General features: G+C 69.0%; 12 protein-coding genes. 4 read left to right on the top strand and 8 right to left on the bottom strand.

The window, feature by feature from the left end; genetic code table 11:
- The first annotated feature begins 191 nt into the window (after positions 1-191).
- Positions 192-1,652, top strand: a complete 1,461-nt coding sequence (locus KD1_RS13140) for a catalase (protein ID WP_068402628.1) — start codon at positions 192-194, stop codon at positions 1,650-1,652.
- 67 nt (positions 1,653-1,719) lie between these two features.
- On the opposite strand, the gene ybaK is transcribed toward KD1_RS13140, so the two are convergent.
- Positions 1,720-2,214, bottom strand: a complete 495-nt coding sequence (gene ybaK, locus KD1_RS13135) for a Cys-tRNA(Pro) deacylase (protein WP_068402626.1) — start codon at positions 2,212-2,214, stop codon at positions 1,720-1,722.
- A gap of 289 nt (positions 2,215-2,503) precedes the next feature.
- Here ybaK and KD1_RS13130 point away from each other — a divergent pair, with 289 nt between their 5' ends.
- Together KD1_RS13130 and KD1_RS13125 are read left to right on the top strand one after the other, a co-directional pair.
- A complete protein-coding gene (locus tag KD1_RS13130; protein ID WP_217995889.1) occupies positions 2,504-3,865 on the top strand; it encodes an MFS transporter in 1,362 nt (453 codons plus the stop codon).
- 176 nt (positions 3,866-4,041) lie between these two features.
- Positions 4,042-4,956 carry a putative endonuclease domain-containing protein gene (locus KD1_RS13125; RefSeq protein WP_068402622.1) on the top strand — a complete coding sequence of 305 codons (915 nt, stop codon included), beginning with the start codon at positions 4,042-4,044 and terminating at the stop codon, positions 4,954-4,956.
- A gap of 136 nt (positions 4,957-5,092) precedes the next feature.
- Here the strand turns inward: KD1_RS13125 and KD1_RS13120 are convergent, their stop codons facing one another.
- The 6 genes from KD1_RS13120 to KD1_RS13095 form a co-directional block, all read right to left on the bottom strand.
- Entirely contained in the window at positions 5,093-6,469 is a 1,377-nt protein-coding gene (locus KD1_RS13120; RefSeq protein ID WP_068402620.1) for an O-antigen ligase family protein, read from the bottom strand.
- Positions 6,470-6,583: 114 nt separating this feature from the next.
- Positions 6,584-7,852 (bottom strand): threonine ammonia-lyase IlvA, encoded by a 1,269-nt coding sequence (gene ilvA, locus KD1_RS13115; protein ID WP_217995888.1) that lies wholly within the window; start codon positions 7,850-7,852, stop codon positions 6,584-6,586.
- A gap of 19 nt (positions 7,853-7,871) precedes the next feature.
- Entirely contained in the window at positions 7,872-8,285 is a 414-nt protein-coding gene (locus tag KD1_RS13110; RefSeq protein ID WP_068402616.1) for a PaaI family thioesterase, read from the bottom strand.
- Positions 8,286-8,295: 10 nt separating this feature from the next.
- Positions 8,296-8,682 carry a type II toxin-antitoxin system VapC family toxin gene (locus KD1_RS13105; RefSeq protein ID WP_068402614.1) on the bottom strand — a complete coding sequence of 129 codons (387 nt, stop codon included), beginning with the start codon at positions 8,680-8,682 and terminating at the stop codon, positions 8,296-8,298.
- Positions 8,679-8,945: a type II toxin-antitoxin system VapB family antitoxin gene (locus KD1_RS13100; RefSeq protein ID WP_068402610.1), complete on the bottom strand. Its 267-nt coding sequence runs from the start codon at positions 8,943-8,945 to the stop codon at positions 8,679-8,681. Before KD1_RS13100 ends, KD1_RS13105 begins: the two co-directional genes overlap by 4 nt.
- Positions 8,946-8,978: 33 nt before the next feature.
- A complete protein-coding gene (locus KD1_RS13095; protein ID WP_068402603.1) occupies positions 8,979-9,560 on the bottom strand; it encodes a TetR/AcrR family transcriptional regulator in 582 nt (193 codons plus the stop codon).
- A gap of 86 nt (positions 9,561-9,646) precedes the next feature.
- Here KD1_RS13095 and KD1_RS13090 point away from each other — a divergent pair, with 86 nt between their 5' ends.
- Complete coding sequence (locus tag KD1_RS13090) at positions 9,647-10,630, top strand: hypothetical protein (RefSeq protein ID WP_068402601.1); 984 nt, start codon at positions 9,647-9,649, stop codon at positions 10,628-10,630.
- A gap of 65 nt (positions 10,631-10,695) precedes the next feature.
- Here KD1_RS13090 and recD read toward each other — a convergent pair.
- The coding region (gene recD, locus KD1_RS13085; protein WP_068402599.1) for an exodeoxyribonuclease V subunit alpha at positions 10,696-11,903 on the bottom strand (1,208 nt) is incomplete at its 5' end.

The following is an 11,903-nucleotide window of genomic DNA, read 5'->3' as shown; positions in this document are numbered from 1 at the left end:
TGAGGGCGGGGGCGGGGGGCGATAGGCGGCGGCGATCACCGCGATCCGTTCAATTCATCGCCAGGCGGCCCAACGGCGCTCCGGTCAGTGAGAGGCTGATCACACACCCTCTCGACGACCTGGAGACCGCCATGAGTGACAACCAGCCCCAACCCGGCACCGAGAGCACCACCGCCAAGGGTGCCGACCCCATGCCGACCGCGTCGGTGCAGCCGACCGGCACGACCCTGGTCAACGGTGCTCCGGCCGAGTCCGACCGTTTCTCCCTCTCCGTGGGCACCGACGGCCCGCTGCTGCTCCACGACCACCACCTCGTCGACCAGCTCGCGCACTTCAACCGCGAGAACATCCCGGAGCGTCGTCCGCACGCCAAGGGCTCGGGCGCGTTCGGCGAGCTGAAGATCACCGCCGACGTGACGCAGTGGACCAAGGCCGCGCTGTTCCAGCCCGGGGCCACCTCGCGCGCGCTGGCGCGGTTCAGCACCGTCGCCGGTGAGCTCGGCTCCCCGGACACCTGGCGTGACGTGCGCGGTTTCGCGCTGCGCTTCTACACCACCGAGGGCAACTACGACCTCGTCGGCAACAACACGCCGATCTTCTTCGTGCGTGACCCCATGAAGTTCCCGCACTTCATCCGCAGCCAGAAGCGCCTGCCCGACACCGGTCTGCGCGACAACACGATGCAGTGGGACTTCTGGACCCTCAACCCCGAGTCGGCCCACCAGGTGACCTACCTCATGGGTGACCGCGGCCTGCCGAAGTCGTACCGCCACATGAACGGGTACGGCTCGCACACGTACATGTGGGTCAACGCCGCCGGTGAGCGCTTCTGGGTCAAGTACCACTTCCACACCCAGCAGGGCATGGAGTTCCTCTCCAACGAGGAGGCCGCCGTCATCGCCGGTCAGGACGCCGACTACCACCGCCGCGACCTCATGGAGGCCATCAAGCGCGGTGACTTCCCGTCGTGGAAGCTGTCGGTGCAGGTCATGCCGTACGAGGAGGCCAAGACCTACCGCTTCAACCCGTTCGACCTGACGAAGACCTGGTCGCACGCGGACTACCCGCTGCACGAGGTCGGCGTCATGACGCTGAACGAGAACCCGACGAACTTCTTCGCCCAGATCGACCAGGCCGCCTTCGCGCCGAGCAACATCGTGCCGGGCATCGGGTTCTCGCCGGACAAGATGCTGCTGGGCCGCGTGTTCGCCTACGCCGACGCGCACCGGGCGCGGTTGGGCACGAACAACGACCAGTTGCCGGTCAACCGACCGATCGTGCCGGTGAACACGTACCACGCCGACGGGCACATGAACTTCGCCGACACCGGGGCCGCGGCGGTCTACGCGCCGAACACGGCTGGTCGTGCCTACGCGGACGAGCAGGGTCCGGTCGACACCCGGTGGGAGTCCGACGGTGACATGGTGCGCTCGGCGTACGCGCTGCGCTCCGATGACGACGACTTCGGCCAGGCGGGCACGCTGGTGCGCGACGTCTTCGACCAGGCCGCGCGTGACCGGCTCGTCGACACCGTCGCCGGCGCGCTGACCGGGGTCACCGGCGAGGTGCTCGAGCGCGCCTTCTGGTACTGGCGGAGCGTCGATGCCCAGGTCGGCAAGGCGCTCGAGGAGAAGGTCCGCGGCCAGGCCTGACGAACGACGCTCCGGCGCGCCGGTCACCCCACTCGGGGTGGCCGGCGCGTCGGCGTTTGTCGAGGGGTCAGCCGCGTCGCGCGATCGTCGCGCAGGTGCCGCCGGTGACGGACCGGAGGTCTGCGGGGGCCAGTTCGACGTCGAAGCCCCGTCTGCCGCCGCTGACCAGGATCGTCGCGAAACCCTCGGCCGACTCGTCCAGCACCGTCGGGAGTGGCTTCTTCTGGCCGATGGGGCTGATGCCGCCGACGACGTAGCCGGTCGTGCGCTCGGCGGCCGCGGGATCGGCCATGCCCGCCTTCTTCACGCCCAGGGCGGACGCGATCGCCTTGAGGTCCAGATGGGCATCGACCGGGATGATTCCGACCGCGAGGCCGCGCTCGGTGTCGACGAGCAGGGTCTTGAAGACCCGAGGCGGCTCCACGCCGAGTGCCTCGGCGGCCTCGAGCCCGTACGACGCCGCCGACGGGTCGTGCGCGTAGGTCCGCACCTCGAAGGCGATACCGGCCCGCTCGAGCGCGACGGTCGCGGGTGTCCCGCCGACGGACTTCTTCTTCGCCATGGTCATCAGCGTAGGAGGTGCGCGCCCGCGCACCCGTGGTGCGCTCACGGTGCCGTACGGCAGGGTGAGCGGTGTCACAGGCGCGATGGGCGGTCACCGGTGGCGACCGTCCGTCGTGCAGTCTGCACACGATTCTCCGTTCATCAGGGTTGAATCACCGCCCAGCGCGTGGGGGGTGTCGCGCCTCGTGTGTGCACTTCACACTCGAACGCATAGCCGCAGCCAGCCCGGTCGCGGCCGAGCCCGACTCGTGATCACAGGCGATCACCCCACACCCAGGAGACCAGCCGTGAGCTCAATCGCTCAGGATCCCCACTACGCGCCGGACGCCAACCCGACCCCCGGCAAGATGCCCATCAAGGCCATTGCCGCTGCCACCGTCGGCCACGCCGTCGAGTGGTTCGACTGGACCATCTACTCCCTCTTCGCGGTGTACTTCGCGACCCAGATCTTCGACGACTCCAACCCGCAGGCCGCGCTGCTCATGACGTTCGCGACCTTCGGTGCCGCGTTCTTCTTCCGCCCGCTCGGCGGATGGATCATGGGGCGCATGGCCGACATGGCCGGCCGCCGCGGCGCGATGATGCTCTGCGTCGCGCTCATGTCCGGTGGTTCGTTCGTCATCGGCGCGCTGCCGACGTACGACCAGATCGGCATCCTGGCGCCGATCATCCTGATCCTTGCCCGCATCGCGCAAGGCATCGCTGCCGGTGGTGAGCTGTCCAACACCTCCGCGTACCTCTCCGAGATTGCCCCTCCCGGCAAGCGCGGCCGCTACGTCTCCTTCATGTACATCGGTACCGGCGTGGCGCTGCTGCTCGCCACCACGCTCGGCTTCTTCCTGACCCGCGAGCTCGGCGCCGAGAAGATGGCCGAGTTCGGCTGGCGCATCCCGTTCATCCTCGGCGGCATCTTCGCCCTGGTCGGTCTGTTCATGCGCAAGGACCTCAAGGAGTCGGACGTCTTCGAGGAGCACGTCGCCACGGCCACCGAGAAGGTGCGCAACCCGCTCATGACCACGCTGCGCCTGTACCCGATGTCGGTGCTGCACGTGCTCGGTACGACCATGCTCTTCGCGCTCGTCTACTACGCCCTCATCGGTGCGGTGAACTCGGCCGTCAAGACGAAGTTCTCGGCTGAGCACCCCGAGGTCGGCCAGAACCTCTTCCTCGCGATGATCATCGCCATCGTCGTCTTCATCGCCCTGCAGTACCCGCTCGGTGCGCTCTCGGACAAGATCGGCCGCAAGCCGATGATGCTGACCTTCACGATCTTCTTCACCGTCGGCATGGTGCCGCTGTCCAAGCTCGCCACCTGGGAGCTGACCGACCTCATCATCCTCTACACCGTTGGTCTGGGCTTCTTCGCCTTCGCCAGCTCGATCCTGCCGGCGATCATGGCCGAACTGTTCCCGACGGAGATCCGTTCGACCGGTATCGGCGCCTGGTACAACATCACCGTGGCCATCTTCGGTGGTGGCGCCCCGTACCTGATCACCTGGCTCGGCGGCCGTGGCCAGGCCCCGATGTTCTACTGGATCGTCTCGGGTGTAGCGCTCGTCTCGACGCTGATCATCCTGAGCATGCCCGAGACCAAGGGCAAGCGCCTCGACTCGCAGCCGGAGCGTCTGGAGGAGCTCACTCACGCCTGACGCTCTCCTCTCCCCCGAGTGGTCAATCCTTGCGACGTAACCCGGCGTTATGTCGCAAGGATTGACCACTCGGCGCGTCTTGGGGCTGTCCACAGGGTCTCAATCTCAGGCTCACTTATCCACAGCGCTGACCGAGCCGGATTCGGGCACGACGCTCAGGCATCAGGCTTCCGGGCATGTCCCGTCAACGTCGTCCGAAGTACGCGTCCCTCCCTCGCGCGCTTGAGGCCAAGCCCTTCTCCGTCGCTGAAGCGCTGAAACTGGGGGTCGGCTACAGCCGACTTCGCGCCGATGACCTCATCGTCCCGGCGTTGGGAGCACGGATGGTTGGCCGGCCCGACAACCTCATCACCGCAGCCCAGGTGTATGCCGCCGTCATCAGGCGACCGCATGCGTTCTCACACCTCACCGCCTTGGCGATTTGGGGTCTGCCGCTCCCGGCCGGCCGACGAGATCCCGCCACGGGCCTTCACATCACCGTGGCCATGGATGATTCGCGAGTCCGCCGACCTGGTGTCGTCGCCCATCGTGGACTGGAGTCGCGCCGCGTCTTGACTCACCTGGGCCTGAAGGTGACCGCTCCGCTCGATACCTGGCTCGACTGCGCTCCGCTTCTCACCCGCGACGATCTGGTCGCCGTGGGAGACGCGCTCACGAACGAGCCCTTCGACTACTCACCGGACTCGTTCATCAGACTGGCCGACGAAGCCACTGGGCGGAGGGGTGTGCGACGAGCCCGAGAGGCCGCTCAACTCGTGCGAGTCGGATCACGGTCTCCGAAGGAGTCCAAGATGCGGTGTGTCTTTCATGACCACGGTCTGCCTGAGCCCGAACTCAACGTCAATATCTACACCGACGCCGGTGCCTTCATCTCCTGCAACGACTTCGTCTGGCGCGACCGTCGTGTCGTGTGTGAGTACGACGGTGATTGGCACCGTACTGACCGTGACCGCTGGCAGGTGGACCGCGAACGCCGTGCCCGCCTGGAGGACCTCGGATGGACGTACGTGGAGTGCGCATCGAACGCCACCAGGCCTGGGCGCGCCCAGGACGAACTCCTTGCCCGACTGAAGCGGCTCCTCCTGTGGTGATCCACCGCACGCCGAGTGGTCAATCCTTGCGACCTACCGGCAGGTTATGTCGCAAGGATTGACCACTCGACGGGGGAGGCGTGCGGGTCAGGTCGGGGAGGAGGGGGAAGAGGCGGAGGGGGTGGGGAGGAGGGGGTCAGGCGGCGCGGCGCGCGGCGCGAGAGCCCGGTGCCAGAGGGCGCCGCTCGACCGGCTCCCACGACGTGGCCGCCAGCGCCAGGACCGCCCACATGAGCATCGCGATCCGCGCGCCGTTCGCCGGGTGATCGGCCAGGCACAGCACCGCGAACCCGCCCAACGACGCTCCGGTGGCGACCGCGGCCACCGCCCCACGCCGCGCCGCCTGCAGGCAGAACCACGCCGCCATCACCGTGACGGCGATGACCGCCAGCAGGGCGAGCCAGCCGCCCTCGACCAGCCAGTTGAGCCAGAGGTTGTGCGCGTGCTGGTAGACCCGGTCACCGGGATCCGCGGCGCTGATCGACGGGCCGGCGCGACCCAGCCCGACGCCGAGCGGGTTGTGCGAGGCGACGCGGAGCGCCGCTCCCCACACATCGGTGCGCAGGCCCACCGCCCGACCGAGCACGGCCGCGATCACCGCCCCGGCGACGACCACGACGATGCCGCCCAGCACGACCAGCAACCGATTGCGCGTCGGTGTGCGCAGCAGCAGGAAGCACCCGAGGCCGACGATCGCGGCGATGATCCCGCCGCGCGACAGGGTGGTCAGCACCGCGAGGTAGCCCGCGACGATGACGACCCAGCCGACCGTGCGGGTCGTGCCCTTCTGGGCCAGCACCCACGCCAGCGCGAACGGCAGCGCCAGCACCAGGAACGCGACGAGCAGATTCGGGTTCGAGAACGTACCGATGGAGCGCACCATCGCGCCGGACTGCGAACACGCGTCCCGCGTGCCATCCAGTGAGGCGCGGCAGAACCCGGTCGGCGTGCGCGAGATGAACTGGTCCAGCGCGATGAGCGAGGACGTGGCCACGCCGATGAACGACAGCGCGGTCCAGCCATGCCACGACGCGGGATCGGAGCGACGCACCGCCACGGCGAGGTAATACACGGCGATGGACGTGAGCAACCCGCGGATCGGCGCGAACCCGACACCCTTGATCAGTGTGGCGAACGATGTGGCCAGGAACAGCACGACGATCGGGATGTCCAGCGGTGTCAGCCAGCGCTTCGCCGGCAGGCCACTCAGCGCGGCGGCCGCCAGACCGATGAGGATCACCACCCGCACCGGCGTGAACACCCAGAAGATGGGAGCGTCGGGCAGCAGGTCGGTGACGATCTCGAGCACCACGAGGATCAGCGCGACGAACGCCGTCGTGGCGGCCGCGCCCTCGTAGGTCCGCTCCACCGGCAGGCCGACGGGGAGCCGCAGCCGGGACGTGCGCGTCGACTCCTCGCGCCGGTGCGCGGTGTAGACCTCACGGCGCTCCGCTCGGGAGATGACTGCAGTCTCGTCGGCGTCTCCACCGAAGGGCTCGTCGTGCGTTGCCACGTCGCTCCTGTTCGTTGCCGATGCGCGTCGGATGCCCTCACGGCATCGACACCCGCTAGAGGCTAGCGAACTCGACTGGGTGCGCTCTACCGCCCGCGGTTCGAGCCGCCGCGATCAAATGAGGAAATGGAACAGCGTGCTGGCCGGATCGACGCGCTCGGCGTGGATCCGGGAGGTCTCCATCCGCGCCAGCAGGGGCAGCAGATCGTGGGCGGAGCCGAGTTCGATGCCGACCAAGGCCGGTCCGGTGTCGCGGTTGTTGCGTTTGGTGTACTCGAAGTGCGTGATGTCGTCGTCGGGGCCGAGGACCTCGTCGAGGAAGCGGCGCAGCGACCCCGGCTCCTGCGGGAAGTCGACGAGGAACCAGTGCTTGCGCCCCTCGTACACCAGCGCGCGTTCGACGATGTCGGCGTACCGGGAGACGTCGTTGTTGCCGCCGGAGACGATCGCCACGACGCGGCTGCCCGGTTCGAGATCGATCTGCGCGAGCGCCGCCGACGCCAATGCCCCGGCGGGTTCGGCGATGATCCCCTCGACCTGGTACAGCGCCAGCATCTCGACACAGACGGCGCCCTCGTCGACCGCGACCATGGTGAGTCGGCCGGCGTCGAGGGCGGCCTGCACGATGGGGAACGTCTGCTCGCCCACCCGACCGACCGCGGCTCCGTCGACGAACGGATCGACGTGCTCCAAGTCGACCGGATGCCCCGCCTCGAGCGCCGCGGCCATGCTCGCCGCACCGGCCGGTTCGACCCCGATGACCCGTACCTCGGGGTAGCGCTCGCCGAGCCAGGCCAGGCAGCCGGAGATGAGTCCGCCGCCGCCGACGGGCACGACGATGACGTCCGGCGGAGTGTCGAGCTGGCGGATGATCTCGAGCGCCACCGTGCCCTGTCCGGCGATGATCGTCGGATCGTCGAAGGCGTGTACCAGGGTCGTGCCGCGCTCGAGGCTGTCCTGCGCGGCGGCGGCCGCGGCCTGGTCGTACGTCTCACCGATGAGGATCAGCTCGGCGAACTCGCCGCCGATCGACGCCACCCGGTCGCGTTTCTGGCGCGGAGTGGTGCGCGGCAGGTAGATCCGTGCCTGGACGCCGAGTTGGGCGCAGGCGAAGGCCACGCCCTGGGCGTGATTGCCGGCGCTGGCACAGGTGACGCCGCGCTCGCGCTCGGCCGGGGTGAGCGAATCGATGAGGTTCGTGGCGCCGCGCACCTTGTACGACCGCACGCCCTGCTGGTCCTCGCGCTTGAGTAGCACCTCGGCGCCGGTGGCTTCGGAGAGACGGCGGGAGCGGCGCAGGTTGGTGACCTCGATGACCTTCTTCAGCCGCGCGGTGGCGTGTTCGACGTCAGTGGCGGTCACCGGGGTGGGGGAGTTGGGCACTGGACAAGCCTGCCACGCTTCAGCGCGTGCCCGCCGGGCGGTCGGCCCAGTCGAGAACGGTCATGCTCGACACGGCGTGCGCGACGAGTGCTCCGTCGCGTACCCGGTGGACATCGGCGGTGACGCTGAGCACCTGTCGACCGAGGTGTCGCACCTCGGCGCTGGCCCGCAACTCCTCACCGATCTTGGCGCCGCGCACGAACGTCGTGGTGAACGAGGTCGTCACGCCGTACTTGTCGGCGGGCAGGTCGGCGCGCGTGGCCCGACCGGTGGCCGTGTCGAGCAGGGTCATGAGGAACCCGCCGTGAGCCATCCCGGCGTAGTTGGCGTGCTCGGGCTGCGGGGTGACGAAGATGGTGCGGCCGTCACTCGACACCATCCCGAGGTAGTCGGCGAATGGGGAGAATCGCGGGGACAGGGGGTCGGGGCTCACGGGGCTGAGGTTACCGGGCGGCCGCGACGTCGGTGTGGGTGAAGTCGTCGCCGACGTACAGCAGGGGCTCACCGGTGACGACGGAGAGGGCGTAGGCGAAGCAATCACCGACGTTCAGCCGCGCGGGGGAGCTGGAGCCGCGACCGAAGCGACCGTGGGCCAACCGCGCGATCTCGGCCTGGCGGTCGCTGACCGGCACCACCTCGATCTCGAGTTCGTCGATGACCCGATCCAACCGTTCTCCGTGACTGGCGGAGCGTCGATCGGCCACGATGCCCACCTCGACCCAGCTGGCCGCGGACATGCGGCAGGGTTCGCGCACCGCCTTGTCCAGGAGCGCCGCAGCCCCGGGCTCATCGTTGAGGATCGCCATCAGCGCCGACGAGTCGATGATCATGCGGGCAGCCCCGTGTCGTCGTAGAGGTCCTCCACCGTCCGGATCTCGCTACGCGGGTTGCCGGGATCGTTGACGTAATCCACGACGATCCGACGTACTCGCTCGATGCGTTCGGCGGCCTCGACCTCGTGCCGGTCGATGCCGTGGGATTCGAGCAGGCGCACGAGTGCCTCTTCGATCGCGCCGGTCTGGGTCTTGCCCGTCACGCGCGCGGCTTCTTGTGCGAGCTGATACACTCGCGGGTTCTTGATGTTCAGCCCCATGGGATATTTCTACCCCACGAATCGGGTACCTGTCTACCCCGACTCGGCGGGCGTCGCGGAGGGGCGCAACCCGGCAACGTAGACCTCCACCAGCCAATCGCGCATCCCCGGCGCGATCGCGTCGAGCACCGAGGGAAGCGGCCGCGTGATCGCACCGAGCCCGGCCAGCACCGCGATGCTGCTCGCGTCGGCGCGGACCAGGCCTGCCTCCTTCGCGAGGTCGACCAGGGTGCCGGCGGCGTCGATGACCTGCTCGCGCGCGGCCAGAATCTCGGCCGGCAGGTCGGCCAGGTCTCGCCCGCCGAGCAGTTGCGGCACGAGCGTGCCGAGTTCGAGGGCGACGATGTCATCGATCACTGTGGGCCACGTCGCCTGCGGCTCGCGCTGCATCCCGGGCAAGTGACGTGCGCAGACCTCCGCCATCTGTTCGAGCACGCGCTCGATCAGCCCGAGCATCAGGTCCTCCGGCGTGGGGAAGTGTCGATACAGGGTCGCGACGCCCACGCCTGCCTCGGCGGCGATCTGGCTGAACGGCACGGCCGGGCCCTGTGCCGCGAAGAGCGTGCGCGCCGCCTTCAGCAGCGCCTCGCGGTTCGCCTGCGCGTCGGCTCGCATCGGATCCCTTTCGCCGGAATGACTTGCGCCCATCATAACCGGAGTATTACCCTCCATTTGTAACCGGAAGAAAACTCTCCACTTGGATGGACGCCATGACCTCCACGAACACCCCCGAAACCACTCGCACCGACTCGCCCGCCAAGCTCGCCGGCCTCGTCATCGGTCTGCTCGCGGTTGTCTGCCTGATGCTGCTCGCCTTCGCCACGCCGTCGCTTCAATCGGGCGCGAAGGACCTGCCTCTCGCGGTCAGCGGGCCGGTCGCGGCGACCCAACAGCTCACCGCGACGATCGAGGCGAAGTCTCCTGGCACCTTCTCCGTCACGACCTACACCACCGCGGAGGACGGTGCGGCCGCCATCACCCACCGCGACGCCATTGGGGGTATCGCGGTCGGGGCCGACGGCGTGACCATCCAGACGGCCGCCGGTGCCGGATCGCCGTACACACAGTTGCTCAAGGGCGTCGGCACGCAGTTGCTGCAGGGCGGCCAGAAGGTGACGTTCCAAGAGCTTGCCCCCACCACCGCCGACGATCCCTCGGGGCTGGCGATCGGTGTGCTCGGTCTGCCGCTCGTCTTCGGCGGATTGGCCGCCTCGGCCGCGCTGGTCGTGGCGTACAAGGGCGCGGCACGCAACCGGTTCGTCGCCGCCTTTGCCCTGGCCATCCTCGCCGGACTCGCCACCACCGCGATCCTGCAATTCGGCTTCGGCGCCTTTGACGGCAACTACTGGCTGACCTCCGCAGCCGTCGCCACCGGGATCCTCGCGATCTCGTTTCCGGCACTCGGTCTCGAGCAGCGCCTCGGCTACGCCGGCCTCGGGATCATGGGTGTGTTGCTGATCTTCCTGTCGAATCCGCTCTCCGGCCTGGCGACGGGACCGCAGTGGCTGCCGGGGTGGGCGGCGTTCGGGCAGTTGCTGCCGATCGGCGCGGCCGGGTCGGCGATTCGCTCGGCCGTGTACTTCGACGGTGCCGGAGCGACGTTGGGCTGGGTTGTCCTCGCCTGCTGGGCACTCGCCGGGCTCGCCGTCGGACTCATCCCCTCCCGTCGCGCGAAGTCAGCCTGACATCCTCCGCCCGCCGAGTGATGGATCCGCGTGCCCTATCCCCCCGGATAGCCCACGCGGATCCATCACTCGGCGGGGGTGGGGGACGCGGGGGCGAGAAGCCGCTCGGTCAGGGCCGACGACCGCTCGATCGGCGTCTCCACCGCCGCGGCCACGGCCTCGCGACTCCCGATGATCGTTAACCGCGCCCGCGCCCGCGTCGTCGCCGTGTACAGCAACTCCCGCGTGAGCAGCCGCGACCCCAGCGCCGGCACGATCACGGTCACGTCATCGGCCTCGCTGCCCTGCGCCTTGTGCACCGTCATCGCGTGCATCGTCTCAACATGCGCCAACCGCCCCGGCGCGAACAACTTCACGCCCCGCCCGGTCTGCACCGCCGCCACCGGACGCCCATCGACCCCGCGCACGATCACGCCGGTGTCCCCATTGGCCACGCCGAGCCCATGATCGTTGCGGGTGATGATGATCGGCCGCCCCAGGTACAGCGGCTGATACGCCACCTCGGGCGCCTCATCGGCCAGCGCCTGCTCGATCAGCCGATTCCAGCGACGCACGCCATGCGGCCCGGTCCGCCGACCGCACAGCAACCGCGCCTGTCCGAGCCGCGTCAACGCGCCCTCGGCGTCACCGGCGATCGCCGCGGAGCGCAGCGCCCGCGCCTGCTCGAACACGCCCGCCACCTCGCCCAGCGCGGGCGCGTCGGTGTCGACGAAGCTGATCTCCGAAGAGCCGGAGTCCAGAACGGCCAGCGCGGCCGCCCCGTCACCGGCCCGCACGGCCTGGGCCAGCGACTGGATGGCCGGCACCGATCGCAGATTCTCGGTCAGCTCGACAACATCGCCGCGCGGCCCGAGCCCGCGCACAAGGTCGGCAAGCACGGTCCCGGCCTCGACGGACGCGAGCTGATCGGGATCGCCGACGAGCAGCAACCGCGTCGCCGGAGACAGTGCCTCGACGAGCCGCGCCATGAGCCCCAGCCCGACCATCGACGCCTCATCGACGATGACGATGTCGTGCGGCAGCGGGTTGCGCGCGTGATGCCGAAAACGCGTGCTCGACTGCGGCAGCGACCCCAGCAACCGGTGGATCGTCGTCGCCGGATCGAATGCCCCGTCCCCCAACTGCGCTGCCAGCGACTCGTTCATCCGCGCGGCGGCCTTGCCCGTGGGCGCCGCCAACGCCACGCGCGGCTCGCGACCGTCGGCGAATCGCAACGACCGGAGCACGGTGGCGATCGTCCTCGTCTTGCCGGTCCCCGGCCCGCCGGTCAGGA

The organism is Kribbia dieselivorans NBRC 106261, from assembly GCF_001552435.1.
Lineage (GTDB): Bacteria > Actinomycetota > Actinomycetes > Actinomycetales > Dermatophilaceae > Kribbia > Kribbia dieselivorans.
Note: the sequence above shows the minus strand (reverse complement) of the source record. Positions and strands in the feature narration are given on the sequence as shown.

What these genes read in the sequence shown, in the direction of transcription:
- ybaK (WP_068402626.1), bottom strand. Translation starts at nt 2,214, where the DNA reads ATGGCGAAGAAGAAGTCCGTCGGCGGGACACCCGCGACCGTCGCGCTC.
- KD1_RS13140 (WP_068402628.1), top strand. Translation starts at nt 192, where the DNA reads ATGCCGACCGCGTCGGTGCAGCCGACCGGCACGACCCTGGTCAACGGT.
- KD1_RS13125 (WP_068402622.1), top strand. Translation starts at nt 4,042, where the DNA reads ATGTCCCGTCAACGTCGTCCGAAGTACGCGTCCCTCCCTCGCGCGCTT.
- KD1_RS13105 (WP_068402614.1), bottom strand. Translation starts at nt 8,682, where the DNA reads ATGATCATCGACTCGTCGGCGCTGATGGCGATCCTCAACGATGAGCCC.
- KD1_RS13100 (WP_068402610.1), bottom strand. Translation starts at nt 8,945, where the DNA reads ATGGGGCTGAACATCAAGAACCCGCGAGTGTATCAGCTCGCACAAGAA.
- KD1_RS13090 (WP_068402601.1), top strand. Translation starts at nt 9,647, where the DNA reads ATGGACGCCATGACCTCCACGAACACCCCCGAAACCACTCGCACCGAC.
- KD1_RS13095 (WP_068402603.1), bottom strand. Translation starts at nt 9,560, where the DNA reads ATGCGAGCCGACGCGCAGGCGAACCGCGAGGCGCTGCTGAAGGCGGCG.